This is a genomic window from Paenibacillus sp. NPDC093718 (genome assembly GCF_050279985.1).
Classification (GTDB): Bacteria; Bacillota; Bacilli; order Paenibacillales; family Paenibacillaceae; genus Paenibacillus_AQ.
The window spans coordinates 305,118-331,543 of the sequence record NZ_JBNNUS010000003.1 but is presented as its reverse complement, the minus strand read 5'-3'; the positions used below and the strand labels follow the sequence as shown (position 1 = coordinate 331,543).

20 protein-coding genes are annotated in these 26,426 nt (G+C 52.6%); 11 read left to right on the top strand and 9 right to left on the bottom strand.

All coding sequences use genetic code 11. The features are described 5' to 3' along the window. Window positions 1–33 precede the first annotated feature (33 nt). The 3 genes from ACQKPA_RS11365 to ACQKPA_RS11355 all read right to left on the bottom strand — a co-directional run bounded on the left by ACQKPA_RS11365 (window position 34) and on the right by ACQKPA_RS11355 (window position 4,227). The gene (locus ACQKPA_RS11365; RefSeq protein ID WP_427492226.1) at window positions 34–2,337 is read right to left on the bottom strand and encodes a glycoside hydrolase family 65 protein; all 2,304 of its coding nucleotides are present in this window, start codon (window positions 2,335–2,337) and stop codon (window positions 34–36) included. An 83-nt stretch (window positions 2,338–2,420) separates the two neighbouring features. Beyond that, window positions 2,421–3,071 (bottom strand): beta-phosphoglucomutase, encoded by a 651-nt coding sequence (gene pgmB, locus ACQKPA_RS11360; RefSeq protein ID WP_427492224.1) that lies wholly within the window; start codon window positions 3,069–3,071, stop codon window positions 2,421–2,423. Between the two features lie 121 nt (window positions 3,072–3,192). Continuing rightward, the gene (locus ACQKPA_RS11355) at window positions 3,193–4,227 is read right to left on the bottom strand and encodes a LacI family DNA-binding transcriptional regulator (protein WP_009593335.1); all 1,035 of its coding nucleotides are present in this window, start codon (window positions 4,225–4,227) and stop codon (window positions 3,193–3,195) included. 606 nt (window positions 4,228–4,833) lie between these two features. On the opposite strand from ACQKPA_RS11355, the gene ACQKPA_RS11350 reads away from it, so the two are divergent. Further along, on the top strand, window positions 4,834–6,531 hold the full coding sequence (locus tag ACQKPA_RS11350) for an alpha-amylase family glycosyl hydrolase (RefSeq protein ID WP_427492221.1): 1,698 nt from the start codon (window positions 4,834–4,836) through the stop codon (window positions 6,529–6,531). A gap of 118 nt (window positions 6,532–6,649) precedes the next feature. Here ACQKPA_RS11350 and ACQKPA_RS11345 read toward each other — a convergent pair whose 3' ends face one another. Continuing rightward, the gene (locus tag ACQKPA_RS11345) at window positions 6,650–8,917 is read right to left on the bottom strand and encodes an ATP-binding cassette domain-containing protein (RefSeq protein ID WP_427492219.1); all 2,268 of its coding nucleotides are present in this window, start codon (window positions 8,915–8,917) and stop codon (window positions 6,650–6,652) included. A gap of 99 nt (window positions 8,918–9,016) precedes the next feature. Between ACQKPA_RS11345 and ACQKPA_RS11340 the strand changes: the two genes are divergently transcribed. The 6 genes from ACQKPA_RS11340 to ACQKPA_RS11315 all read left to right on the top strand — a co-directional run bounded on the left by ACQKPA_RS11340 (window position 9,017) and on the right by ACQKPA_RS11315 (window position 15,367). Next, a complete protein-coding gene (locus tag ACQKPA_RS11340; protein ID WP_427492217.1) occupies window positions 9,017–9,958 on the top strand; it encodes a helix-turn-helix transcriptional regulator in 942 nt (313 codons plus the stop codon). Window positions 9,959–10,116: 158 nt separating this feature from the next. Continuing rightward, window positions 10,117–10,791 carry a response regulator transcription factor gene (locus ACQKPA_RS11335; RefSeq protein ID WP_427492215.1) on the top strand — a complete coding sequence of 225 codons (675 nt, stop codon included), beginning with the start codon at window positions 10,117–10,119 and terminating at the stop codon, window positions 10,789–10,791. After that, the gene (locus ACQKPA_RS11330; protein WP_427492213.1) at window positions 10,788–12,176 is read left to right on the top strand and encodes a sensor histidine kinase; all 1,389 of its coding nucleotides are present in this window, start codon (window positions 10,788–10,790) and stop codon (window positions 12,174–12,176) included. The genes ACQKPA_RS11335 and ACQKPA_RS11330 overlap by 4 nt, the downstream gene beginning before the upstream one ends. Window positions 12,177–12,997: 821 nt before the next feature. Further along, window positions 12,998–13,918: an ABC transporter ATP-binding protein gene (locus tag ACQKPA_RS11325; RefSeq protein ID WP_427492782.1), complete on the top strand. Its 921-nt coding sequence runs from the start codon at window positions 12,998–13,000 to the stop codon at window positions 13,916–13,918. Beyond that, window positions 13,915–14,631 carry an ABC transporter permease gene (locus ACQKPA_RS11320; RefSeq protein WP_427492211.1) on the top strand — a complete coding sequence of 239 codons (717 nt, stop codon included), beginning with the start codon at window positions 13,915–13,917 and terminating at the stop codon, window positions 14,629–14,631. The genes ACQKPA_RS11325 and ACQKPA_RS11320 overlap by 4 nt, the downstream gene beginning before the upstream one ends. Before the next feature lies 1 nt (window position 14,632). Then, window positions 14,633–15,367 (top strand): ABC transporter permease, encoded by a 735-nt coding sequence (locus ACQKPA_RS11315; protein ID WP_119850190.1) that lies wholly within the window; start codon window positions 14,633–14,635, stop codon window positions 15,365–15,367. A gap of 116 nt (window positions 15,368–15,483) precedes the next feature. Here ACQKPA_RS11315 and ACQKPA_RS11310 read toward each other — a convergent pair whose 3' ends face one another. From ACQKPA_RS11310 to ACQKPA_RS11295, 4 genes are all read right to left on the bottom strand, one after another. Then, the gene (locus ACQKPA_RS11310) at window positions 15,484–16,323 is read right to left on the bottom strand and encodes a hypothetical protein (RefSeq protein WP_427492209.1); all 840 of its coding nucleotides are present in this window, start codon (window positions 16,321–16,323) and stop codon (window positions 15,484–15,486) included. Window positions 16,324–16,357: 34 nt separating this feature from the next. Next, window positions 16,358–17,440: a Gfo/Idh/MocA family protein gene (locus ACQKPA_RS11305; RefSeq protein ID WP_427492207.1), complete on the bottom strand. Its 1,083-nt coding sequence runs from the start codon at window positions 17,438–17,440 to the stop codon at window positions 16,358–16,360. A gap of 151 nt (window positions 17,441–17,591) precedes the next feature. Then, window positions 17,592–18,539: an AraC family transcriptional regulator gene (locus tag ACQKPA_RS11300; RefSeq protein ID WP_427492205.1), complete on the bottom strand. Its 948-nt coding sequence runs from the start codon at window positions 18,537–18,539 to the stop codon at window positions 17,592–17,594. A gap of 323 nt (window positions 18,540–18,862) precedes the next feature. Next, window positions 18,863–19,447: a TetR/AcrR family transcriptional regulator gene (locus ACQKPA_RS11295; protein ID WP_427492203.1), complete on the bottom strand. Its 585-nt coding sequence runs from the start codon at window positions 19,445–19,447 to the stop codon at window positions 18,863–18,865. A gap of 239 nt (window positions 19,448–19,686) precedes the next feature. On the opposite strand from ACQKPA_RS11295, the gene ACQKPA_RS11290 reads away from it, so the two are divergent. The 3 genes from ACQKPA_RS11290 (at window position 19,687) to ACQKPA_RS11280 (ending at window position 23,964) form a co-directional block, all read left to right on the top strand. Further along, entirely contained in the window at window positions 19,687–21,666 is a 1,980-nt protein-coding gene (locus ACQKPA_RS11290) for a peptidase U32 family protein (RefSeq protein ID WP_427492201.1), read from the top strand. A gap of 103 nt (window positions 21,667–21,769) precedes the next feature. Then, window positions 21,770–23,068 carry an aspartate aminotransferase family protein gene (locus ACQKPA_RS11285; RefSeq protein WP_427492199.1) on the top strand — a complete coding sequence of 433 codons (1,299 nt, stop codon included), beginning with the start codon at window positions 21,770–21,772 and terminating at the stop codon, window positions 23,066–23,068. Window positions 23,069–23,088: 20 nt separating this feature from the next. Further along, complete coding sequence (locus ACQKPA_RS11280) at window positions 23,089–23,964, top strand: UbiA-like polyprenyltransferase (RefSeq protein WP_427492197.1); 876 nt, start codon at window positions 23,089–23,091, stop codon at window positions 23,962–23,964. A gap of 62 nt (window positions 23,965–24,026) precedes the next feature. On the opposite strand, the gene ACQKPA_RS11275 is transcribed toward ACQKPA_RS11280, so the two are convergent. Further along, a complete protein-coding gene (locus ACQKPA_RS11275) occupies window positions 24,027–25,775 on the bottom strand; it encodes an alpha-glycosidase (protein WP_427492195.1) in 1,749 nt (582 codons plus the stop codon). A gap of 346 nt (window positions 25,776–26,121) precedes the next feature. Between ACQKPA_RS11275 and ACQKPA_RS11270 the strand changes: the two genes are divergently transcribed. Beyond that, complete coding sequence (locus ACQKPA_RS11270) at window positions 26,122–26,382, top strand: metal-sensitive transcriptional regulator (protein WP_071222173.1); 261 nt, start codon at window positions 26,122–26,124, stop codon at window positions 26,380–26,382. Window positions 26,383–26,426: the final 44 nt, after the last annotated feature.

Below are 26,426 nucleotides of genomic sequence, written 5' to 3'. Positions count from 1 at the left end.
ATAACTCGGTAGTTTTTGTAGACGTGATGCCTGTTATCTTGCGGCTTTTACCTCTCCAAATCCGTCGATGCTGTACTCCTTGCCATTCACGTTCAGGACAGCCGGCGTATCCGTTTCGTTGACGATGATGGTTTCCTTGCCTTTGACGTTTACCTTCAGGCGGGAACCGCGGAACATCACCTTAAAGGAGAAGGAAGACCAGTGACCCGGAATGAATGGATTCAAATGCAATACGCCGTCCTTCACGCGCAAGCCGCCGAAGCCATGCACAACGGACATCCAGGTTCCAGCCATACTGGTTGTATGACAGCCATCCTCGGTATCGTTGTTGTAGTTGTCCAGATCCAGGCGAGCTGTACGGAGGTACATCTCGTAGGCCTTCTCCTGGTACCCGAGCTCGCACGCGAGAATGGAGTGTACGCAAGGCGATAGGGAGGACTCATGCACCGTGAATGGTTCATAGAAGTCGAAGTTGCGTTTTTTCGTAGCCAAATCGTACTGGTCGCCAAGGAAGAACAATCCTTGCAGCACGTCAGCCTGTTTAATGTACACCGAGCGCAGAATGCGGTCCCAGGACCAGTTCTGATTCAGGGGCAAGTGGACAGGGTCCAATTCCTTCACCGGAACAAGCTCCTTGTTGAGGAATCCGTCCTGCTGCAGGAATACGCCGAGCTCCTCATCGACCGGGTAGTACATTTTGCTGATGATATCCTGCCATTTGGTCGTTTCGACATCCTGCAGCCCCAGCTTCGCCGTAAGCTCGGCATAGCGGGAATTCTCATTCTCTTTCAAATATTCGAGCACGTCGAGTGTGTATTCCATCGTCCAGCTGGCAATGCGGTTGGTGTACCAGTTGTTGTTCACGTTGTTTTCGTACTCGTTCGGACCGGTAACGCCCAGCATCATATACTGATCCTTCGCCGGCACGTAATTCACGCGCTCTTCCCAGAAGCGGGAAATTTCCACGAGCACTTCCAGACCGTATTGGCCGAGGTAAGAGAAGTCGCCGGTATAATTTACATAGTTATAGATGGCATAGGCAATCGCGCCGTTACGGTGGATTTCTTCAAACGTAATTTCCCACTCGTTATGGCATTCCTCACCGTTCATCGTCACCATAGGATAGAGGGCGCCTTTGGTAAAGCCGAGCTTCTTGGCGTTTTCCTTCGCTTTTTCCAGGTGCTTATAACGATAGATCAGCAGGTTTCGCGAAATGCTGGCATCCGCGGTGCTCAGGTAGAACGGCAGGCAATAAGCCTCGGTATCCCAGTAGGTGCTGCCGCCGTATTTTTCCCCGGTGAAGCCCTTCGGCCCGATATTCAGACGGTCGTCTTCGCCGCTGTAGGTTTGGTTCAGCTGGAAGATGTTAAATCGGATCGCTTGCTGGGCCGCTACATCGCCTTCAATGACGATATCGCTTTCCTTCCATTTGTCGCCCCATGCATCGGCCTGCTCCTTCAGCAGCTGTTCGAATCCGGTCCGGGCCGCCGGCTCCAGTACAGCACGCGCAGCATCCACCAATTCACCGAATCCATGATTGCGGGAAGTAACGTTAGCCACATATTTATAGATGGTGATGGCTTCGCCTTCAGACACCGGCACGCTTACGCGGTTCGCCGCATATTTCTCTTTCTCCACCAGCTCGGCCTGAAGATCCAGCTTCGCGCCGTTCTTAAGGATGCTATATGACATGACCGAGGTCACATGGAAATCGAGTTTCTTGGTCTTTACGGTCAATGCGGCCGAGCCTTGCGCCGCTTCCTTGAATACCTCAAGCCAGAATTTCTCGTCATAGTTGGAATCCTTGTTCTTCACATCGCCATCGAGATATGGTGTGATCGTAAGCTCTCCAGCGAAATTGAGCGGAGTTACGGCATATCGAATGGCGCCGATCTCGTGGCGTACAATGCTGACAAAACGGACGGCTTCAACCTTGAGCTCCTTGCCGTTTTCCATGACAGCGGTAAAGCTGCGGGAGAGGAAGCCTTCCTTCATATTCAGCTCGCGCACAAAATCCTTCACCGTGCATTTGGCCAGATCAAGCGGCGTGCCGTCGATTTCAATACCGATGCCAATCCAGTTGGTGCTGTTCAGCACTTTGGCAAAATATTCGGGATAACCGTTCTTCCACCAGCCTACACGGGTTTTATCCGGATAATACACGCCTGCCATATAACTGCCTTGCAGGGAGGAGCCGCTGTAGGATTCCTCGAAGTTGGCGCGCTGGCCCATAAATCCGTTACCGATACTGAAGATACTCTCCGAGATCTCATGCGTGTGAGGATCAAAGCCCTCCTCAATAATTGACCATTCATCAAGCTTTAAATATTGTTTCACAATCATCGGCTCCTTTGTTTTTAGGAAAAATGGTTGCAGATCTATATGGGATGAAACTACCGGATGCCGTAAGTCGCATTCGCTTACAACTCCAGCAGACGATCCACCGTGAATCCTTTCAGGGAGGGAAGAACGATGTTGGCGCGCCCCAAGGTTTCAGGCGACCCGATGCCGACGCTCCGCATTCCCGCGCGGATGGCGGCTTCGATGCCGGCCTCGGCATCCTCGAATACGACGCAGGCGTCAGGCCGGGCGCCAAGCTCGCGAGCTCCCAGCGTAAAAACCTCGGGATCCGGTTTCGCTTGGGCAGTCTTCGTTCCATCGATGATAGCGTCGAAGTAAGGAGTGAGGCCTGTATTGTTCAGGATCAGCATCGCGTTCTTGCTGGCGGAGCCCAGCGCAACCTTGATGCCGCGGTCCTTCAATGCTTGGATAAATTCGAGGGCACCAGGCAAAATCTCGGATTCGTCCATGTTGGAAATATACTCGACATACCAAGCATTCTTCTTCTCGGCTAGCGCCAGCTTCGCGTCTTCATCGAGCGTGATTCCGCCAACCTCAAGCAGAATATCGAGGGAAGCCATGCGGCTTACACCCTTCAGGCGTTCATTGTCCTGTTCCGTGAATTCAAAGCCAAGCTCTCCGGCAAGACGCTTCCAGGCAATGTAGTGATACTTGGCGGTATCCACCAGCACGCCGTCTAGATCGAATAAACAAGCGGATAGGGTTGACATGATCATCCTCCTTAATGGATTAGTGCAAACGTTTGAACCAAGCTGCAAAAATAAAGGAAGCACCATGATGCTTCTTTATTTTGATAAAACTTCGTGTATCTTCCGCGACTACATTCGGTCCTTAAGACTTCGGCGGCGAAAACATCGAGGATTCGCGGATCATCAACCGGTGCGGAATGATATAGCGGTGCGGCAGTATCGTGTTGTCATCGTTACGAATGGTCTGGATCAGCGCTTGGGAAGCGGTATAACCCAGGTTGTAAATACCGATGTCCACACTGCTCAGCGGCGGGGTCGATAGTTCGGTCAATGAGATGTTGTTGAAACTGATGATGGATACGTCCTGGGGAACTTTATACCCCAGCTCATGCAGCCCGCGAACCACGCCGAAAGAGACAATATCGTCAACAATGACAAGCGCCGTCGGACGTTCAGGCAGGTTCATGAAAAAGGACATGGCGCGATAGCCGCTCTCCTGAAGGAACTCGCCTTCGACAATCCATTCTTTTCTCATCTCCAGACCGGCATCGGCAAGCGCTTTGCCATAGCCTTTCATCCGGTCTTGTGAGACGATCAGGTTAGGCGGGCCGCTGACAAAGCCAATCCGCTGATGCCCAAGGGAGATCAGATGCTTGGTTGCATCATAGGCCGCCTGCACATTATCGGTATCGACCGATAACAGATCCGGGTATTTCTCACTTCGGCCGACAAGCACGAACGGATAGTTGTTGGACTTGAGAAAATCAACCACCTGATCGTCCTGCCTGGAGTACAGCAAAATGGCGCCGTCGACGCGGCGACCGTTAAGCAGCCGGGATACGGCTTCGACTTCTTCCTTCTCGTTGCCGCCCGAACTGAGAACGACGTCGTATCCGGAGCGGTTCGCTTGGGTGACGATACCGCGGATCAGTTCCATGAAGAATAAGTTGAGGAACAATTCTTCCGCAGGTTTCGGCAGAATCACGCATATGCTTTCCGTCGTTTTGGAAACCAGGCTCTTGGCCATAATATTGGGATGGTAGCCCATTTCCTCCATGATCTCTTTCACCTTCCGCGAGGTTTCGCGGCTGATTCTGGGATGATTGGAAAGCACCCGTGAGACGGTGGAGGGGGATACGCCCGCTCGTTTTGCGACATCTTTAATCGTTACAGACATAATAGGACCTCCAGTGGAACCGTTTGCGTTTTTTTGAAAATAAGAAAGCGACTACTGGAGTTCTCTCTAATTTCAGAAGAGTAACTTCCGCTAATCGCGGACCGTTCTTCTTTATTTAATTGTGGGTCTGTCAGGCCCTGAGTATACATGATACCTATTGATCTAAAGCCATATTGATCCGGTTTGTTAAACGGTTTCACACTGCTATATTAACGTTAATCGATAGGCTTGTAAATACGTATCCAAGTCAGTCCAGCGCAATTATTTTACAAATGCGTCAAAAAAGAAGCAAGGATTAGAAAACGGGAGAAAGTGTGGTATTATAGTCGGAAAAGCCCGGAAAACAACTTAAAACGGCATTGTGCAAACGATTTAACAAAGAAAAGAAGTAGGTTATGATATGGATGGATAAAAACGAGTCCTCATCTACGGAAGAAGATGAATTTTAAGTTGAACCACGGAATGTAACCGTTTTACTGGAAAACAATAGTGAAATTGAATACAAACGTTTGCGCTATTCTAAAATTGCTGTAGAGATCCATTTGAATAGATAAGTGCAGTAACTGGATGAACTTCAGCTGCTGCAACGAACAGGAGGTAAACAACGTGATACGTTCTACATGGGGAAAACGCAGGGCTCTACCTCTATGGCTTGCGGCTATTACGCTTACCGGAAGTCTGCTGGCAGGATGCAGCGGCACAGCGGCTCCATCGCAAGAGGAGGTTAAGCCGCCAACAGCACCGGAAACGAAACAGCCGAATCCGAAAGCGCCTGCAACAATGGAGACAGCAAAGGTGGATGAGCAGCCCTCCGACGTCTATTATGAGATTTTTGTACGCTCATTCTATGATTCCGATGGGGATGGGATCGGTGACTTTCAAGGCGTCATTGAGAAGCTGGATTATCTGAATGACGGAAATCCGGAAACTTCAGAGGATCTTGGCGTGACGGGGATTTGGCTGATGCCGATTAATCCTTCGCCGAGCTATCACGGCTATGATGTGACCGACTATCGTTCCATACACCCGGACTACGGAACCCTTGATGACTTTAAGACGCTGCTTGCCGAAGCGGATAAGCGCGGGATCAAGGTGATCATGGACCTAGTGGTCAATCACACAAGCACGGAGCATGCCTGGTTTCAGCAGGCTGCGAAAGACAAGGCTTCGGCAACCCGGGATTGGTACATATGGGCCGAGGATCAAGGGAGGACTCCTTCAGGAGCCAGCGCTGCAGGCAGCGACTCGCCGTGGCATGAGATCAACGGGGCCCATTACATGGGCACGTTTTGGGGCGGGATGCCGGACCTGAACTTCGATCATCCCAAGGTCCGCGATGAGATGAAGGATATCGGGAAGTTCTGGCTGGAGCTCGGTGTCGACGGATTCCGGATCGATGCAGCCAAACATATTTATGAGGATCTGATGTCCGATAAAGGCGAAGCGACAACGGCTAAGAATACAGCATGGTGGAAGGAATTTCGCGCGAGCATGAATGAGGTGAATCCCGACGCTTATATTGTCGGGGAGATTTGGGATAATTCCGCTGCGGTCATTGCGCCGTATCTGGATAACGCGTTTGATTCCGGGTTCAACTTTAGCCTGGGCGAGAGCATCATCGGTGCCGCGATGAATGAAAAGGATAACAATTTGGCCTTCACCCTGGAGCGGATTTATGGTTTGTTCAGCCAAGTCTCAGGCGGCAAGTTTACGGATGCCGCGTTCTTGACGAATCATGACATGAACCGTGTCATGTCGCAGTTGAAGGACGATGAGAACCACGTCAAGATGGCCGCCGGCATTCTGCTGACCATGCCGGGCAATCCGTTTATTTATTACGGAGAAGAGATCGGGATGAAGGGAGCGAAGCCGGACGAACAAATCCGCGAGCCGATGATCTGGTCCACTACGGGCAGCGATAAGGGGCAGACGACCTGGGAGCCGCTTATGCATAACCGCGGCGATCAGGTGCAGGGTGTGGAACAGCAGGCGGGAGATCCGGATTCTCTGCTGTCCCGTTACCGCACGCTGATCCGCTGGCGGAATGATGTGCCCGCGCTGAACAGCGGAACGATTGAATCCTTTGCTTCCGGCAATGGGCAGGTGATGGCTTATATCCGCCGTTCCCAAGACAACAAAGCCCTTGTTGTCCATAACCTGTCAAGCCAAGAGCAGACGGTCGATTTGGCAGCAAAGAGCGGAGAATCGCCGTTCCAATCCTTGTCGAAAACAACGGATGATAGAGCGACATTAGACGGCAAAGGCTTAATACTGCCGCCTTATACAACCGTCATATTAGAGTAGGCAGCTGCTTCTCTATTGAGTGGAATACAAAAAGACCGCGCACCCCCTTGGAAGGAGGGGGCTCGCGGTCTTTTTGCCGTTAGGATGCCTTCGCATGAGCCAAAAAATGCCTAGATGTCTAGTCTTGAAACTGCCGTAAATATCTGGCTGTTAGGGAATGCGGGTTCTTCAGCAGATCGGCCGGTTTGCCGGAGAACAGGATATTCCCGCCGTCTTGCCCCGCGCCGGGACCCATGTCAATAATCCAATCGGCCTGGCTGATGATGTCCAGATTATGCTCAATCACTATGACCGTGCTGTTCTGAGCGACAAGTCGGTTGATGATGGACATTAGCCGCTCGCAATCGGACAGATGGAGCCCGGTCGAGGGTTCGTCCAGTACATAGATTTCACCTTGCTTATCGAGCTCTGCCGCCAGCTTCACCCGCTGCCGTTCCCCTCCCGATAGCGTGCTTAAGGGCTGGCCGAGCGTCAAGTAACCCAGTCCAACATGCTGAATGCGCTGAAGCGCGGCCACGATATCCTGTTCCGTGAAATAATCCAGCGCTTCGTCGGTGGTCATGGCGAGCACGTCACTGATGTTTTTACCGCGAAGCTGATAGCGCAGAACGTCATCATGAAAGCGGCGGCCCTGGCAGGCTTCGCAAACGGTAACCAGGCTGTCCATAAAAGCCAGATCCATCGTAATCGTGCCGGAGCCGTTACACACCGGACAAGCCCCCTTGGCATTAAAGCTGAACAGGGATGGACTTACCCGATTCTCGTCGGCAAACAGCTTGCGGATGGCATCAAAAATGCCGGTAAACGTCCCGATATTGGAGCGGTTGGATGCCTGGATCATGTCCTGATTCATAATGATGGCCTCCGGGTAAACGTTCGGCAACACCTGGTTAATGAGCGTGCTTTTGCCTGACCCGGCAACGCCTGTTACCACTGTCAGCACCCCGACCGGAATGCTCACGGATACCTGCTTCAGATTGTGAAGGGAGGCGTCTTTGATGCGCAGCCATCCGGCCGGCTCCCGGACCGCGGACTTTAAGCGGGCGCGTTGACTGAGATACTTACCTGTCAGGGTGTTGGCGTGGCGCAACCCTTCCGGGTCCCCCTCATACACGATCGTACCGCCGGCGGTGCCTGCTCGCGGCCCCATATCTACAATATGATCCGCAATCCGGATGACGTCCGGATCATGCTCCACGATGATGACCGTATTTCCCTTATCCCGAAGCTGTTGCAGCAGTCGGTTCATGTTATGCACATCGTGCGGATGCAGGCCAATGCTGGGCTCGTCAAAAATATACGTTAAATCCGTCAAGCTGCTCCCCAGCTGGCGCACCATCTTGATGCGCTGGGACTCGCCTCCGGACAGTGTTACGGTTTCCCGGTCCATCGTCAGGTAACCGATCCCGACCAGAAGCAGCTGCTCCAGCCGAGTTATGCAGGTTTCCACGACGGTTGCTGCCGCCGGATCCTCGATCGTCTGCAAAAAAGCGATCAGCTCATTGACCTGCATCCGTGCACAGTCGGCGATGGATGTGCCGTTGATTTTGCAGGAGAGCACCTCCTGATTCAGTCTCCCGCCATGGCATAACGGGCAGGCAGTCTCAGCCACCACTTGATCAATAGCTTCCCTGTACGTCCTCGCATCCCGTGAATCCTTGCTCAGGAACGTTCGCTCCAACCGGGGAATAATGCCTTCATAATACGAGGTAGGAGGCCATTCCTCCGTTGGGTTCGGCGGTTTAAAGCCGGTTTTATACAGCAGCGTGTCCCATTCTTCCTCGGTGTAATCCTTCAGTTTCTTATCATTATCAAACAGGCCTGTGGCGACATAACGCTTCCAGCGGAACTCACCCGGACGGAATGTCGGGAACCGGATGGGGCCTTCGTTCAGCGATTTCTCCTTGTCGATCAAGTTCTCGATTCGAAAGCTGTTCACTTTGCCCAGTCCCTCACAATGGGGGCACATGCCTTGAGGGTTGTTAAAGGAAAAGACGTCCGAATATCCGACAAAGGGCCGGCCTATTCGGGAGAATAACAAGCGCAGCAAGGAATGGATATCGGTGATGGTTCCCACGGTTGAACGGGCATTGCCGCCGATTCTTTTTTGATTGACGAGGATGGCCACCGACAGGTTTTCAACCGAATCCACCTCCGGCTGTCCGTAATGGGGGAGGCGATGGCGGATAAAGCTGGAATACGTCTCATTCAGCTGACGCTGGGATTCTGCGGCAATCGTATCGAAGACCATGGCGGATTTGCCGGAACCGGACACACCGGTGAACACCGTGATTTGTTTTTTGGGGATTGAGAGGCTCACGTTACACAGGTTTTTGTTGCGGGCACCATTAACCTTGATGGCCTGTTCCATAGGGTTGCACATCATGAGGGCTCCTTTCTTGTATCGTTTTGACCTTGACACAGCAACAGCATATCTTATAAACATGACAATTATTGTCTAGTTATAACGTGTGAGGTGGGTATTATGTCAAAAGCGAAACAGCTTATGGATGTCATCATGTATGTCAATGCCAAAAGGAGCTTTACCGCTCAGGAAGTGGCCGATGAATTCGGCGTTTCCGTTCGCACGGCGCACCGGTATCTTACCGAGATCAGCGATATGGGCGTTCCCTTATATACGGAGCAAGGGCGGCACGGGGGATACCGTACATTGAAGAGTCGCGTTCTTCCGCCGATCCTGTTCGATGAAGATGAAGTATTTGCTATATTTTTTGCTTTTCAAGCCTTGAAGCGTTATACCTCGTTGCCGTTTGAGCTGAATATCGGCTCTGCCTCCCGCAAGCTGCTGGCCGGATTTCCGGAGGATACCAAAATGATGATCAGCCGCCTGGAATCGGTGCTGACCTTCTGGAGTCCAAGCAGAACCGCAGGGTCCCCTTATCTAAAAGACGTCATTGAAGCCGCTCTTCATCAGCGGGCTATACGGATCAGCTATCGTTCCAAATCGGGCACGAGCGACCGGGAAGTGCTGCCGATCGGCGTTTATGCCCAGGATGGTTTATGGTATATGCCCGCGGTGGAGCATGGGAAGGAAGGGGTGCGCCTGTTCCGCATGGACCGAATGGAATCCTTAGCCCTGACCGATAACACCTATGAGGCGGACATTAGCATGCAAGAGTGGCTTGAGGACTACCCCATTCGGGAGCCGGTTCGATTGTATGCAGAGCTGACTAGGGAAGGGGCGAGACAGTGCGAGAGCATTCCGTGGCTGGAGAACGAGGTAGCCATGCAAGATGAGCACCGGGGCATTGTGGATACAACCATCGATGGCAATGATCTTGAATATGTCGCTCAAATCTTCCTGCGTCTGGGTATGGAAGCGAAAGTCATTGAACCTCCGGAGATCGTTGATATGCTGAGGGAGAAGGCAAGGCAGCTGAGCCTGCATTACGGATTGCCGGGTTAGCGAATCAGATGCATGCACGCCGGGGATCCCATGATACAATGACAAATGATGGATCAATGTATACCTACATAGATACGGGAGTCTTTTTTTGTCTTGAAGGATCCAACGAGCTCCTTTTAAGGAGATATGATTATTTGCACGAGAAAGGAAGATGGATCATGAGCGCATGCATTCTATATATCGAGGACGACCGGGAGATCGGCGGGTGGGTCAGTGAATTTCTCAGGGACAAGGGATATGAGGTGCGGTGGCTGCTGAGTGGAGAGAAGGCCGTAGAGGAAGCAGCTTCGTGTGCGGTCGTTGTTCTGGATGTCATGCTTCCGGGGCTTGACGGCTTTACAATCGGGCAGCGTCTCAAAAAGGCCTATACCGGACTGCCTATCCTGATGCTGTCGGCCCGAACCTCCATTGACGATAAGCTGCAGGGGCTTGAGTTCGCCGATGATTACTTGACGAAGCCCTTTCACCCGGACGAGCTGGCTGCCCGCCTCGAGGTGCTTCTGCGTCGTTCCGTTGTCAAATCCGCGGAGCCCATGAGAGTGAAACACTTATCCGTATATGAAGCCGAGAATCGGATCGTGAACGAGGATACTGGTGAGGAGACGCTGCTGACCGGTAAACAGCACCAAATCTTTATGTATCTGCTCCAGCACCAGGGGCGTGTCATGACCAAGGAGCAAATATATGAGTCGGTCTGGGGAGAGTCATATATCGAGGGAGACAAGACGCTCATGGTCCATATCCGGTATCTGCGCGAGAAGCTGGAGCGGGATCCTGCCAACCCGGAGATTATTGAGACGGTTCGCGGGCTTGGTTATCGGGTGAGAGCATGAGATGGAGAAGGAAGCAGGGAAGGTTCCGCAATTCGCTGACCAACCGATATCTGCTGTTAATCTCGATGGCGATGATATTCATGCCGATCATATTTCCGTTAGCGTCGATTTTTTACTGGTTCGTGAATGACGCATTCTCGGATCGGCCGCCGGCCCCTGTCGGGAAGTATACCAGCGGTAACGTGTTAGAGAAAATGTGGCATGAGGAAGCAGCCGGATTAAGCGGAGCCTCGCCGGAGGCCATTGAGCAGAAGCTGATCTCGATACGCAAGGAGTACCCGGAAATCTCTATGTTTTGGGTGGACGGCAGCAATGAGACCAGACTGCAGCTGCCTGCACAGCCTAACGTTCCCAAGGTATGGAGCGCGCTCTATACCGTGCAGTTTATGAAAAACTCCCTGGATGGGGACCCGTTCACATCCGTGGCTTTTATCGGGGGAGAGGGATCGGGAGAAGGGTTTATGGTCATGCAGCTGCCGAGAAAATACATCAATGTCCAGCAGCCTATTGCCAGCGAAACGGCGCTGTACGGCCTGTTTATGGCCTTGATGTCGGGACTGTTCATTCTGGTTTCCTGGCTGTTCTTCGTGCGTATTCGCAAGCGGCTGCTGCGTCTTCGTTCTGCTATGACGTCTCCTCATACGGTGACGGGCATACCGCAGCCGGTTACCTTAACCAAGCATGACGAGATTGGGCAGCTGGAGGAGGGCTATAACGATATGGTCATCCAATTAGAGGAGGGCCAGCGCCGCCAGCGCGAGGAAGAAGAGCTGCGCAAGTCGCTGATTGCCAATCTGTCTCATGATTTGAGAACCCCCCTGACGGTGATTCGAAGCCATATTTTCTCCATGGAGCGGGAGCCGCTGAGCGATAGGGGGAAAGCATCGTTGTCACTCATCGAAGCGAAAATCGCGGATTTAGGCGGTCTGATCGACAATCTGTTGTCCTACAACCTGCTCACCAGCGGCAGAGTGCAGCTGAACATGGAACCTACCGACGTTCTGCGAATCGTCAAGGAAAGCGCGGCTGCCTGGTATCCGGTATGGGAGAAGGCGGGGATCGAACCGGACATTCAGCTGCGTGCCGAGCCGATTAGCTGGTACGTGGATGTGCTGTGGTTCCGACGACTTCTTGATAATCTGTTTCAAAATGTCGTCCGCCACGCCAAATCCGGGCAGTACATCGGTATTCATACCGAGGAGAGAGAAGGGCTTGAGGGCGTGCTTGTCATTTCGGATCAGGGACCGGGAATCGAAAGCGACTCCGGCAACAAAGGAACAGGCATCGGCCTGGCCATCGTGGATCACCTGGCAAGGGAAATGGGACTTGAATGCCAGGTGGAAAGCTCGGATGAGGGGACGAGGATCAGCATCTGGAAGCGGTGAGGAATCAAGGGCTTGGCTATCAAGCATTCTACCTGGAATGGATGAAGTCTAGATCGAGTATATAAAAAGAGGAGCCGGCATGATGGTCGGTTCCTCTTTTTTTTGCTTCGCAATAACAGAAAAAGACGCCCTATAAGGCGTCTTCGTACCATTGCTTTTCGCTCGAGTTTCACGAGCTCGTCAGTGAACTGGGTTCATAAGCAAGGCAGGCTACAGCTGCTAGACTGAGAGAGAGATCCATTCTGATATCCAAATGAACGAGAACATTCAAATTCATAGTTAACCACGCTCCAATCGTAACGGTGAATCGATCGATGAGAGTGAAGAGTGATTGGCATGCCATCATCAGCGTCAGGTAGCCCTCCTGTACGGACGCAATAAGCGTTTCGGCCAGGTTATTATATCATATTCGGGATACTTGTTAAAACGGTGGAGATAGTATGCAATCGATGCGATTTCTCTAGCTTAGCCAGCCGACAGAAGCAAATGCGAATGCAGACTTTTTGATGCACATTAGCTTATGTGAAGAAATCTCTTGAACTCATGCAAATGCACCAGCGGAGGAGTCGGAATCGTTGCTGGAGAAGCGAAGCGTTCGCCTTTAAATCCGGGAAACCACCCTTGGGTATATTCACAGTTTCCTGGATTTAACAGCGATCGGAGGAACGATCCGGCACCGGAGCGGCCTTAGCTGCAGCAAGTCACTCTTAGCTATTTTCACGAAGTAACCGTTTGGATAGGCTGCCAGCTTTTTTAAAGTAAATTTAAACTTGAGGCCGACCGGCATTTAACCTTGGACAGGTAGGATATTACCTGAGGTGATGAACGTGACGGAACTCGTCATTCAAACGAAAGGCTTATATAAAATATATAAAAAGCGCGCAGCCGTCGTGGATTTGAACCTGGAGATCGCACGCGGCGACATTTATGGCTTCCTTGGACCGAACGGCGCCGGGAAAACAACGACCATCCGCATGCTGCTCGGACTCATTCAACCGACGCGTGGTGCGATTCATTTGTTCGGCAAGGATTTGAAGAGCGACAAAATGGACATTTTGCGCCGGACCGGATCGCTCGTGGAGTACCCATCCTATTACGGTCACTTGACGGCCGTAGAGAATCTGGAAGCGATTCGCCGGATTACCGGCGGACCGAAGTCCCGCATCTCGGAAGTGCTGGAGATCGTCTCCTTGACGAAGGAGGCCAAGCGCCCGGTCAAGGGATACTCGCTTGGGATGAAGCAGCGTCTTGGCATCGCGGCTGCCCTGCTGAACAATCCGGAGCTGCTCATTCTGGATGAGCCGACCAACGGACTGGATCCGTCCGGCATACATGAAATCCGGGAGCTGATCAAGAATATGCCGCGCCAATACGGCATTACCGTGCTGGTATCCAGTCACCTGCTGGGCGAGGTCGAGCAGATGGCGGACAAAGTCGGCATTATCCGTGAAGGAAGGATGGTGTTCCAGGATACGATCGACAATCTGGTATCCACGGCTTCCAGCGGTTTCCGTCTGTCGGTGTCCGAGCCGGAGTTAGCACTCGGTTTGGCGCTGGACCTGGGCTGTGAAGGAGTTCTGCGTAATCAGATGCTGGAGCTGGAAAGCATGCAGGACGCGAAGATTGCGCTGCTCGTGAAGCGGCTCGTGGAGAATCAGCATGCGGTATACCGGGTGGAAGAGCAGCGGAGGTCGCTCGAGGATATCTTCATGCAGATCGTAGGGGAGGGAAGCCGGGTATGATGTTCCGTGCGCTTTCCGCCGATTGGCTGAAGATCCGGGGCAAAGGCATCTGGTTTCTCGCTGCGCTCGGTCCCGTCGGGCTGGCAGCGATGCAAGGGCTGAACTTCGGACTTCGCTATGGTTACCTGATGAAATCCTACGCGGCCGATCCCTGGGGCGGGCTGCTCGAGAACGTGCTGTTTTTTGTACCGATTGCCCTCTTTCTTGGGATCACGCTGGTCTGCTCGCTGATGGCCAACGTGGAGCATCAGCTGAGCTCGTGGAAACAGCTGCTGGCATTGCCTATTTCCAGAACGGCGGTATTCAGCGCCAAGTTCGTACAGGCCTTCCTCATTCTCTGCGTATCCTGTCTCCTTTTGTCGATCAGTACCGCCGTGCTTGGCATCATACTGGGGATGGGCGCAGATCAAATGCCTTATCTAGATCTGCTGCGCATCGGTTTTGTGCAATTATTTGCTGCGCTTCCGATGCTGGCCTTTCAGCTGTGGATGTCATTGACGCTCAAGAACCAGGGCATCGCTGTTGGAATCGGGATCACCGCCTCCGTTGTATCGATGTTTGCCATGCAATTTCCTGATTGGATGCCGTTAAAGTGGCCGCTGCTGGCTTACATGGGGCCGGGAGAAGCCAAGGTCATCGGAGCGGGTTTGCTGCTGGGCGCAGTGATAACGTGCGCCGGCCTGATTCATTTTAACCGAAAGGATGTGGATTAAGATGGCATCCTATATAAGAGCGGTGTCAGCAGAATGGCTTAAGCTGTCCAAATCCAAATTGTGGCCCCAGATTTTCCTGTGCGCGATCCTGGTCATGCTGCTGGGCATATTGAATGGAAAGCCTGAGGAGCTTGCGCCATGGGAGTATCTGATCAGCATTATGATCATTCTGCATGCGATGCTGCTGCTCCCGATTCTGACGGGCATTTTTAGTGCCATGGTATGTCGGTATGAGCATTCGGGCGGGGGATGGAAGCAGCTGCTCGTCCTGCCGGTTTCACGCGGCGCCGTCTATTTTGCGAAGTTCTCGGTGGTAGCCATGCTGCTTGCCGTGGTGCAGTTACTGTTCATGGGAGCCGTGCTGGGAGCCGGTTTGATCCACAAGGTGGATGCTCCGATTCCGTGGGAAATGCTGCTGCGTTGCCTGCTTGGCGGTTGGGTTGCTTGCTTGCCGCTGGCTGCGCTGCAGCTTGGAGTCTCCACGGCCTGGAGCAGCTTTGCCGCTCCGCTGGCATTGAACGTCGTTTTTACCATACCGAACATGCTGGTGGCCAACTCGCAGACGTATGCCCCTTACTATCCGTGGACGCAGCCGTTTCTGGCGATGATGCCGGCGGGTCAAGCCGATTTCGGCGCATTCAACCTGCCGTTTGAAAGCCTCATGACCGTCGTGGTTGGCGGTTTTCTACTGTTCTTTCTCGCGGGCTTCATCTATTTCCAGCGGAAAGAAGTGTAATCATTCAGAACTTGAAAAACCGGTTGACTCATGACAAAGAGCTGCCCCGGGCCCTTTTGGCCTTGTTGGAGCAGCTCTTTTTTTATTTTCCTATGTGTAACGAACCCTTGGCTTTGCTATTGAGGCAAATCCACCCACACATAAGGGGTGTCAGCGGCCTTCAATCCATACTCGATGATTGTGATGACGGCGACCGTTTCTGCGGGATTGACGGCGGGCTTGCCCGTTTCGAAGAAGTTCACCAGATTCTCGATGAACAGGGCGAAGAAATTCGAATTGGCGGTGACCTGTTTGAAGCCCCCGTCGCCATTCTTTATCCCTAAGGTAAAAGGACAGTTATCCCCGAGATGATTCACGGTGGCCTGCTGTCCGTTCCCGAAATCAATCAGCAGGGCTGGGGAGTCAGGCGTGCCGATATACATCACCCGCTTTGCGCTGGCCCCCATCAGGCTGACGATCGGCTCGATTTGATGGATCGAATAATTGGCGAAGGCACCCGGTCCCCAGCTGCTGATCGTTTGGATATCGCTTCGATCCAGCTCATTGTATTCGCTGGCAAAACGCAGGGCGGACGTCGAATACATCGGCGTTCCATGCTTTGCTGCCAGATCGAACAGGCGGATAGCCGTTTCCCGGTCAGGCGCGAACGTTTTATCGATATAGGTCGGCTTGCCGGATTGCAGCGGAAGCTGGGACAGCTCCTCATGGAATTCCGGGTTATCCGGGGACAGCACGATCAGGTAATCGCTGCGCTCCACCACCTCTTCGATTGTGGGCAGCAGCTCAATGTCAAACTCCTTGCTCCAGGCAGCGTTCGTGAGCCCGCTCTCTTTGTCTCTCTTGCCGTAGGCGTACATGACCTTCATGGCATGTTCCGATGCCTGCTCAATCCAACCGGGATATTTGTTTGCATGGAATTGGTCCAGATGCAGGTCGATGAATCCGATTTTTTTCATGATAAAAGGGCCTCCCTGGCGTTCGAACTATAGGTTACAGGCTGTTCTGGGCAACGGGCTGCAGCGAAACCTCCGCGCCTTGGTCGGACGAGTCGTAAATCGCCTGGATGATCTGGGAGGAGAGGATGACCGTATCGATATGCGAAGGCTGCTTCTCCCCGGTTTGAATGCAGCGGATGAACCCGTCGATCTCATTCTGGAACATGCTGCCGAGATTGAATTTCGGCGTGGTTTCGATCAATGCGCCGTCCTCCGTGGTGTAGAAGGTGAAGTCCGCGCCGTATTTCAGCCGGATGCCGCCTTTGTCGCCGAGGAAGTCGATGAACATCTCTTCGGCGCCGATATTTTGCGCCCATGCGCCGTTCAGGGAAATGGTCGGGCCTTCCGTGCGGACGAGGGCCGTGACAAAATCGTCGACGTCATATGTGCCGTCATATTTCGGCGGACCTGCCCACATTTTGAGGAAGGTGTAATTCTCCATGTCTTTGCCCAGCTTGCAGTAAGCCTGGCCGGAGACGGTCTTCGGCTTCGGATCGCCCGTACAGTACATCACGACATCGAGGAAGTGAACGCCCCAATCGATCAGCGCGCCGCCGCCGGCAATGGCTTTGGTCGTGAAGGCGCCGCCGAGACCCGGGATCGAGCGGTGGGAACGGAAGCTGGCATATACGTGATACAGCTCGCCGAGATCGCCGTTTTGGATCATTTTTCTGATTCTGTTTACGCTTTCATTGTAGCGGTTGACCACCCCGATATTCAGCGTCTTGCCCGTTTCGTGCTGAACCTTCTGCATTTCCAGCGCCTCCGCGTAGGTGCGGGCTGCCGGCTTTTCGCATAATACATGCTTACCTGCCCGCAAGCAATCGATGGCGATGGAAGAATGAACGTCATTCGGCGTACAGATCGATACCGCGTCGACCTCAGGGTCGTTCAGGATCTGGTTGTAATCTTCGATGGCTTGGCCGCATTCGTATTTGGCGACGGCGGCATCGGCCCGATCTTTCACGATATCGCAGAAATATTTGATCTCGGCATCTTCGTTGGCCATGTAGGCGGGAATATGGGCACTGTTCGCAATCGTGCCGCAGCCAATCACGGCAATTGTAATTTTGTTCATCGGTTCTCCTCCAAAATCGTGGATTGATGATGCTGTGATGACATAAGCCTGTCGCTTGATTCTTCGTTATTGCTTGCCCCGAGTATAGCATGTGAACGATCGCTTCGATTTCACTATCGTGTTTATTTATTGGATTATCGTACCGGGGGTGTTAATCCACGGTTTTAAAAGCGTTCTTTTTGTAGTAGGCGGGTGTCGTTCCCGTGTATTTCTTGAAAATGCGGCAGAAGTAGGGAAGCTCGTTAAACCCGACCTTGAAGCATACATCGGTTACCGTGAGCTCGGGCTCCGTCAGCAGCCGCATGGCCATCCGTATCCGGTAGTTGGCCAAGTACTGGCTGAAGGTCCAGCCGGTCACCTCCTTGAACCGTCGGCAAAAGTTCGTCCGAGACATCATCGTCCGCGCACAGAGATCCTCCAGCCATAGAGGCTGGTCGTAATGGTCGTGAATATATTGAACGGATTCCAAAATGGGCTCACGGTACGGGGCGCTGCCCGCGGTTACCGCTGTATGCTTGCCTTGCTCGGCATGCTCGCGGTTCACGATGGCCAGCAGCTTCAGCAGATTGGCCTTCAGCAGAATATCGAAGAATGGGCCACGGCCTCCGAACTCGTTCAGCATTTCGGTCAGAAGCTCCTTTACGGCGAGGTCGCTGCCGCCGGTTAAGGTGATTTTGAGCGGGACACGGTCTTCGGTCGTGACAAAAGGCTTGATAAAGGAAATGTCGAACAGCTGCGGTTCAGCCGGCATTCCCTCCAATCGTTCATTAATGAAGGCCGGCATGAATTCGCACCCCAGCACCTCCAGTTCTTTCCCGGGGACCATCTCCACGCGATGGACGCTGTAAGGAGGGAGCACGAATATATTGCCCTGGACCATCCGGTATTTTTGCCCATAGAGTGTATGGATGAATTCGCCTTTGCTGACATACCAGATCTGCAGATAATCGTGCATATGATCGGACAAGCTCCCGAATTTTTCGGTAATGCGGTACATTTTGCAGGGCAGGCCATTCGCCATCTCCAGCTCCGACGTAAAGTAGGCGATTCCTCTTCGGGTGCACTCGGCGATATCCGGTTCCAGCCAGTGAATAGCCATCGTTTTTTTCCTCCTCACGTACGTTTTGATCCTGTTATTCATAGCATAACTGATTAAGGACATGAAGGAAGAGAAAAAGTTGAAAAAGTTAGCTGTTCATGCGCATCATGTCCATGATCAATGTGATGAGGCTGCCTATCATCCGAAGGGCTGCCGGCGAGGGGCATGATCTAGAGAGTGAGACCTTCCATGTGCTGTTTCCCGTTGATGGCGTGATTCAAAATAACTAAAAATCAAATCCCCTTTCGCGTGCGAAGATCAAGTTCCGTACAGCAAAGAGCCGAGGAATCCTGAAATACAGGTAAACCTCGGCTCTTTTTTCGTTACGGGCAAAACTCCTTCAGCATCTGCTCCTTCACTTCTTCAATGGGGAAGTGCTGGGGATAGGTGGATATCATCAGCATGATGCCCTGAAGGGTAGAAGAAAAGTACAAGGAGCGCTTGCGCGGCTCGGGAACCCCGAGGCTTTCGAATATGCGGCACTGAGTCTCAAATTGCCGTGCAGCCTCTTCCACAAGACGCTTGCTGTAGGGAAACAGCTCTTGATCCGCCTCGGGCTGGGTTTGAAGATGTAAGTAAAAACGGAATACTTCCGGCTGCTGATCGACGTTGTCGATGGCTTGCTCCAAAATATATTTCAGCTGATCTGCCGGTGCTTGGAGCGAAGCGGCATTCTCTATAACTTCGGCAACGCCTGCGATTCGCTCCTCGACCATAGCGGCAAGCAGTCCTTCCTTGCCTGAAAAATAGTTATAGAGCAGCCCTTTGGAAATGCCGGCTTGCTTGGCTACATCACTAATGGAAGTGGCATGGTAGCCCTGATGGATAAACAAATCCATGGCGGCTTCTAAAATCTTCTCTTTCGCCATCTGGCGTATGCGTTCGTTCTCGCTGGGTGAGCGTGGCATAGAATCTTCATTCCTTCACGAAAGAATACCTAATCAATATCCAATCATTTACAGCGCTTGATGTGACTTATTTTAGTATTGAATGAATAATTGGTCAATATAAAAATAGAATCGGATCTTAAGTTGCTTCTCGGGCTGGAAGCGCATTGTGATTTTTACTGTGAATTAATTCACTAATGTTATTTGTGAATTATGTTACAATCGAAAAAAACAGCTTTACGGATGAGGGGGAACGGACTGTGGCTCGTTATTTTAACGGTAAAGAAGTGGAACTGTTGGCTCCTGCCGGAACATTTGAGATATTCAAAATCGTCATTGACGCAAATTGCGATGCCGTATATTTTGGGGGACCATCCTTGAATATGCGCATGATGCGCAAGGGCTATAACTTAAGTTATGAGGAAGTCAGAGAAGCCGTCCAGTTGGCCCATGAGCGCGGTAAACGAGCTTACATTACAGTGAACAACCTGATGGATGAGGAGGATCTCGAAGAAGCGAAGCGTTATTTCGCCTTTTTGAACGAGATTGGCCCGGATGCCATTATCGCGCAGGATCTGGCCGTATTTCCACTGATTCAGGAGATGAACTATACCAATATTCCGGTTCACTCCTCGGTCATGATGAATGTGCACAATCTGGAGATGATTGAAGCCGTCAAAGCATTGGGCGTTTCCCGCATCGTGGCTTCCCGGGAGATGGACCTGAAGACGGCGGAGGTGCTGCACACTAAGAGCGGAATGGAGTTCGAGTATTTTGTGCACGGCGATATGTGTACCGTTCACGGCGCTAACTGCCTGTACAGTTCCATGCTGTTCGGCAACAGCTCCAACCGGGGACGATGCATGAAGCCTTGCCGCTGGGATTATCGGGTGAAAAAAGACGGCTACCTCTACCCTACCGAGTACCCGCTTGCGGCAAAAGATATGTATATGTACGAGCATATTCCGGAGCTGATCAAGTCTGGCATTACCAGCTTTAAAATTGAAGGACGCATGCGAGACGTCGAATTTTTGCTGATGATCGTTAATTCTTACGGAGATGCCATTGATCGTTACATTGCGGATCCGCTGGGCTTTAACCGCGAAGACGGGGCGGATACGCTGCATAATAACCGGAAGCGCGATTTCACGACCGCTTATGCCTTTGGCAAGCCGGGACTAGCGTTCATCAATCGCCGTTATGAAGGAACAGGCAAGTTTTACAGTACAGGGAAGGTGTTCAGCACGCCTACCGCGGAACGCGAGATGAAGGAGGAGCGGGTGCTCCAGGTGAAGGAGTCGCTTCGTCATGCGAAGCGGGAGCAGCCGGGCCCGTCGATTCCGCAAATTACGGTGCATGTCAACACGGTTGAGCAGGCCCGAGCGGCAATAGAAGAAGGGGCGGACGTCATCTATCTGACAGGCGACGTATTCCAGCCGGATCTTCCTTTCGGCCGTGAAGATATCGAAGCTTTGACGGCGAATAAAGGGAATGCCGAAATTATTCTTGGCATGCCGCGCATGATGAATGAGCTGCATATGGAGCAGTACCATCATTTCCTCGTCGAGGGGAAAAAGCATAAGTTTTATGGCCTGGATGGCCTGCTTGCATCCAACATCGGTGCCATGCACAAGTTTCAATTCCTAGGGCTGTCGATGATTGCCGATTTCAGCCTGAATATATACAACCATATGGCGGCTTCGTTTTATCAGGACCATTTTGGCATATCCCGAATCAATCCGTCCCTTGAGCTTCAACTCCATGATTTGACGAAATTGCTGCGTCATCCGGAGATTCCCCTCGAGGTCATCGTCCACGGATCGCCCATCGTCATGTATCTGGAGCATGACCTGTACGCAAATGCGGCAGAGTTTGAGCCCATAGCTGAAGAGGATAATCGGTTCGTGGATAACCGTCATCTCGTGCTGCTTACGGATAAAGGGGAGAACCCAGTATACCGGGATGCCGCTGGGCGTAACCACTTGGCACTGGCGAAAGAGCTTTGCTTCATGCCGTTCTTGAAGGAGCTGCACGAAGCGGGCGTGAATCACTTCCGCATTGAAGGGAAGACGTGTACGACGGAGCAGCTTCGCGGCCTGGTGCGGATATATCGTCAAGCTGCCCTGAACCTGGATGCATGCGGCAGGCTGTATCAAGACATGACACCGATCTATGCCGGTTATACGCTGGGTTCGCTCCAATTCGGCCATGCCATGCAGCTTGAGCTGACGGAAGTATGAGCTTCGAAACGGAGTATGAGGATTAACCCGATATAGGTCATCCGTTTGACGTATTTTCCCGGAACATGGGAAAAAAGAGAACAATTCAAAGAGGTGAATATCCATGAGGCATGCAGATCAGACGTATATCGGTCCGGAAGCTATCCTGACAAAGCGTCGGGAGTACGGCTACCCTTGCACCGCCAATTTCTATAAAGAGCCGCCCCAGATCATCAGCGGCAAGATGCATAAACTCTTCGGGCATGATGGCAAAGCGTATGTCGACTTCTTTACGGGGGTGTCGGTTGTCGCCTGCGGCCACTGCAATGAAGCAATTACCGTAAGAACGATCGAACAGCTGCAGACGCTGCAGCATACGTCAACCATTTACCTTACCCAGCCTATGGCAGATCTTGCGGAGCGGCTGGCAAAAGGCGTTTTGCCCGTTAACCTAAAGCGAACGTTCTTTGTAAACAGCGGCTCCGAAGCGAATGAAGGCGCGCTGCTTGTCGCTCGTCTGCACACGAAACGCCGCAATTTTCTGGCGCTGGAATACGGCCTTCATGGCCGCACCTTCCTGACCATGAACGTGACCGGCATCCCGATGTGGCGAGCCGACGACTTTCTGGATGAGGACGTGGTTACGTTTATTCCACGACCTTATGATCCTAGCATGGATCAGGATGCCGCTGCCCGCCGCTCCCTGGATGCGTTGGCGAGTGTGCTCGCTGCGAAGGGAGACACCTTCGCCGCCATGATCGTGGAGCCGATCCAAGGCAACGGGGGAATGATCGTGCCGCCGGATTGGTACTTCCGTGAGCTGAAGGCGATGCTGGAGGAGCACGGCATTCTCCTGATTGCCGACGAAATTCAGACGGGCTGCGGCCGCACGGGGCGCATGTTCGCGATCGAGCATTACGGCATCGTGCCTGATATTCTTACCATGGCGAAGGCACTGGGCAATGGCGTGCCGATCGGTGCCTTTTCCACGACGGACGAGATCGCCGCCAGTCTGAATCGGCCTTCAGCCTCGACCTTTGGCGGCAACCCGGTATCATCCGCCACGGCGCTTGCCGTCTTGGATTACATCGAACAGCAGGGCCTGATAGAGCGTTCCCAGCGCGTTGGCGGGCGGCTCATCGAAGGTTTAAGGGAGCTGCAGGGCCGGTACGAGCTTATCGCTGATGTCCGAGGCAAAGGGTTTATGGCCGGAGCCGAAATCCGGGGAGCGACCGACGAGGAGAGCGCAGTATGGACAGATATCATTCTGGAGCGCATGAAGGATGAAGGATTTATTATCGGCAAAAATGGGGTGGGCCGAAACGTGCTGGCCTTTCAGCCGGCCATGATCATCCCGGAGGAAGAGATCGAAGCGATGCTCCGTGCCTTGGATAAGGTGCTGGCAGGGTTATCCCAAACGTAAACGAATGAGGTTGGATCCGGATGCAGATGATGTATAAAGTCGTTCATAAGACCAAAATGTTCGGAGAACTGGTGATGTTCTCCCACACGCTGTTCTCGCTGCCCTTTGCGATCATTTCCATGATCTGGGCCGCGGGCGGCGTGCCGTCATGGCATGTCATGCTGTGGTCGTTGATAGCGCTGGTGGCCGCCCGCAATGGGGCCAATGCCTTCAATCGGGTCGTCGATTTGAAGTTCGATGCGGCCAACCCGAGAACGGCGAACCGCCATATGCCAAGAAAGCTCCTGCTGCCTCGCGAGGTGCACGTATTTGTTGTCGTTAACTTTGCCATCTTTATTCTCGCGGCAGGGATGCTGAACCCGCTCTGCTTGGGACTCTCACCGGCAGCGATCGTGCTGATCTGCACGTACTCGTACACGAAGCGTTTCACCTGGCTGTGCCATCTGTACCTGGGCTTTACGATCGCTTCGGCTCCGATCGGGGCATGGTTTGCCGTAACGGGGCAATTCGCTTTCATTCCCTTTATCATCGGTACCGTCGTGATGCTGTGGATTGCAGGCTTTGATATCATCTATGCCACGCAGGATATCGAATTCGACCGCAGCACCGGCTTGTGGAGCATTCCTCGTGCGTTTGGGTTAGAGGGCGGACTGCTCATTTCCAGAATGCTGCACGGGATTATGGTCATCCTGCTGGTCTCACTTTACTTTATCCAAGGTTTAGGCTGGCTCTACTTGGCGGGAATTGCCGTTTCGGTGATGCTGCTTGCCGTGGAGCATCGTATCATCAAGCCTTCCAGCCGCAGGCGGATGCACCTCGCCTCCTACAACCTGAATCAGGTGATTAGCTTGACGATTCTGCTCTTTACTTTGGCGGATCAATTTTTGCTGGGATAAAAAAACTCCCTTCGAATGCCGGCCGCAACTCGGGCCATATGGCATTCAAAGGGAGTTTGATTTTATTGCCCGGCTTTCAAGATCGCAAAGCCGTAAGCAGGCAGCTTCACGGTCAGCTGACCCTGCTTAGCGCTAAGGCCTTCGCCGTTCCACAGGTTCGTCCATTGCTGGTCCTGCACAGGGACGGTTATCGTGTTGCCCGCCTTGTCGTTGTTGACGGCAATGAGGATCGTTTCGTTGTCGTCCTCACGCAGGTAAGCGATTTTGCCGCCGTTCTTCTCGGCCTTCAAAAATTTGAAGGTTCCCGTCCGGAGAGCGGAATGCTCTTTGCGGAGCTTAATGAGCGTTTGGTAGAAATGGAACAGGTCCTTGTCATGCTTGGACTCATCCCATTCCATGCATTTGCGGCAGCCCGGATCGTGTCCGCCGTCCATGCCGATTTCATCGCCGTAATAGATGCAAGGCGTGCCGAAATACGTGAACTGGAACATCGCGGCCAGTTTCATCAGGCGTTTGTCGCCGTTCGCCTGCGTTAACAGTCTTGCGGTATCATGGCTGTCAAGGAGATTGAACATGACTTCGCTGGCTTGTCTCGGATAGCCGGCAAGCTGCTTGCCGAGCATGAATGAGAACTTCTCAGCATCGGCGGTACGGTTGATGAAGAAATCCAGTACGGCATTCGTGAACGGGTAGTTCATGACGGCGTCAAACTGGTCGCCTTCCAGCCAGATGGAGGATTCATGCCACACTTCGCCAAGGATGTAAGCATCCGGGTTGGCTTTTTTCACGACTTGGCGGAATTCGCGCCAGAAGCTGTGTCCCACCTCGTTGGCTACATCCAAGCGCCAGCCGTCGATGCCTGTTTCCTTGATCCAGTACTCGGCAGCCTTGAGCAGGTAAGCCCGGACTTCCGGATTCTCCGTGTTCAGCTTTGGCATCAGCGGCTCGAAAGCAAACGTATCGTAAGTCGGAATGCCATCCACCACTTCCAGCGGCAGGGAGCGAACGTAGAACCAATCCTTATATTTGGAGTTCATGCCGTTCTTCTGCACGTCAACGAACGGGGCAAACGTTCTGCCGGAATGATTGAAGACCGCATCCAGCAATACGCGGATTCCGCGCGCGTGGCACAGATCGACCAGTTTCTTTAGCGTGTCCTTGTCGCCGAACTGCGGATCGATTTCCATATAGTCTTCGGTATCGTATTTATGGTTCGTCGTTGCGGTGAACAGCGGCGTGAAATAAATCGCGTTGACGCCGAGCTCGCTTAAATGGTCGAGGTGGTCGATAACCCCCTGAAGGTCACCGCCGAAGAAGTTCTTCGGTGTCGGTTCCGCACTGCCCCAAGGCAAAGCGCCTTCCGGGTCATTGCTTGTATCCCCATTCGCGAAGCGTTCCGGGAAGATTTGATAGAAAATCGCGTCCTTGACCCATGCCGGCGGGTGGAAAACGTCATCCGGATTGATGAACGGGTACTCGAACAGGCGGTCCGGATTGGCCGGCGGCTCCGTCAGGAAGTCATATTCGGTCATCCAGCGCTTCTCGTCGCCTTGCTGGAGCAGGAAGCCGTATTTCAAACGGCGGTACGGAGGGGTTGCCTCGCACTCCCAATAATCGAACATTTCATCCGAGGACAGCTTGGTCATCGAAATGTATTCCATCGTTTGATCCCACAGATACTTGTCGCCTGCGAGGGCGTACACTTCGGTAAGGTCGTCTTTTTTGGTGCGGATTCTGAGATGGATGGTCGTGTCGTTATAAGCATAGGACCAGTTTTTGCGCGGACGGTGATAGATGGCTTCCAAGAACATCGATAATTCCTCCTTAAGTAGGTAAATTAAAAAAAGGCACAGCCAGGACTATGAATAGCCGAGGTTGTACCTTTGTAAGATAACATTGCCTTTAGATTATGAGATTTGAATCTGGTTGCTTATGAATTCATTAGCTGATTAAAAATATACCACGCGCTCTGAGCGTATTCAAGCCCCAAGTCGAAGTCGCTGATCCTATGCTGGAACGAGGCAGACAGGATGCGGGTTTTCAAGCGGGATACCGCCGGGCGGTACAGGTCGCAAGGAAAGAGCGGGCATTTGTTGTATAATACAGGGACAAGGACAAGCCTGACAGTGCAGATACGTATTATAGGAGGACAGTCATATGCAATACGACGATCAGATGAAAAACCGGATCAAGCGGATTGAAGGACAGCTTCGCGGCATCTTGAAGATGATGGAGGAGAACAAGGACTGCAGGGAGGTCATCACGCAATTATCCGCTTCGCGTACGGCCATCGACCGAACCATTGGCGTTGTCGTCAGCTCCAACCTGGTGGATTGTGTACGGAAGGCCGAAGAGAATGGTGAGGATACGGAGAAGCTTGTGCAGGATGCCGTTAATTTGCTCGTTAAGAGCAGATAAAGGTTGGGATAGCAGGCAGGGTGAAGTCCTGGATGAACCGATCC

What these genes read in the sequence shown, in the direction of transcription:
- ACQKPA_RS11315 (WP_119850190.1), top strand. Translation starts at nt 14,633, where the DNA reads ATGGCATCCTATATAAGAGCGGTGTCAGCAGAATGGCTTAAGCTGTCC.
- ACQKPA_RS11295 (WP_427492203.1), bottom strand. Translation starts at nt 19,447, where the DNA reads ATGCCACGCTCACCCAGCGAGAACGAACGCATACGCCAGATGGCGAAA.
- ACQKPA_RS11285 (WP_427492199.1), top strand. Translation starts at nt 21,770, where the DNA reads ATGAGGCATGCAGATCAGACGTATATCGGTCCGGAAGCTATCCTGACA.
- ACQKPA_RS11275 (WP_427492195.1), bottom strand. Translation starts at nt 25,775, where the DNA reads ATGTTCTTGGAAGCCATCTATCACCGTCCGCGCAAAAACTGGTCCTAT.
- ACQKPA_RS11335 (WP_427492215.1), top strand. Translation starts at nt 10,117, where the DNA reads ATGAGCGCATGCATTCTATATATCGAGGACGACCGGGAGATCGGCGGG.
- ACQKPA_RS11270 (WP_071222173.1), top strand. Translation starts at nt 26,122, where the DNA reads ATGCAATACGACGATCAGATGAAAAACCGGATCAAGCGGATTGAAGGA.
- ACQKPA_RS11300 (WP_427492205.1), bottom strand. Translation starts at nt 18,539, where the DNA reads ATGGCTATTCACTGGCTGGAACCGGATATCGCCGAGTGCACCCGAAGA.
- ACQKPA_RS11345 (WP_427492219.1), bottom strand. Translation starts at nt 8,917, where the DNA reads ATGATGTGCAACCCTATGGAACAGGCCATCAAGGTTAATGGTGCCCGC.
- ACQKPA_RS11340 (WP_427492217.1), top strand. Translation starts at nt 9,017, where the DNA reads ATGTCAAAAGCGAAACAGCTTATGGATGTCATCATGTATGTCAATGCC.
- ACQKPA_RS11280 (WP_427492197.1), top strand. Translation starts at nt 23,089, where the DNA reads ATGCAGATGATGTATAAAGTCGTTCATAAGACCAAAATGTTCGGAGAA.
- pgmB (WP_427492224.1), bottom strand. Translation starts at nt 3,071, where the DNA reads ATGTCAACCCTATCCGCTTGTTTATTCGATCTAGACGGCGTGCTGGTG.
- ACQKPA_RS11325 (WP_427492782.1), top strand. Translation starts at nt 12,998, where the DNA reads ATGAACGTGACGGAACTCGTCATTCAAACGAAAGGCTTATATAAAATA.
- ACQKPA_RS11310 (WP_427492209.1), bottom strand. Translation starts at nt 16,323, where the DNA reads ATGAAAAAAATCGGATTCATCGACCTGCATCTGGACCAATTCCATGCA.
- ACQKPA_RS11355 (WP_009593335.1), bottom strand. Translation starts at nt 4,227, where the DNA reads ATGTCTGTAACGATTAAAGATGTCGCAAAACGAGCGGGCGTATCCCCC.
- ACQKPA_RS11330 (WP_427492213.1), top strand. Translation starts at nt 10,788, where the DNA reads ATGAGATGGAGAAGGAAGCAGGGAAGGTTCCGCAATTCGCTGACCAAC.
- ACQKPA_RS11305 (WP_427492207.1), bottom strand. Translation starts at nt 17,440, where the DNA reads ATGAACAAAATTACAATTGCCGTGATTGGCTGCGGCACGATTGCGAAC.
- ACQKPA_RS11320 (WP_427492211.1), top strand. Translation starts at nt 13,915, where the DNA reads ATGATGTTCCGTGCGCTTTCCGCCGATTGGCTGAAGATCCGGGGCAAA.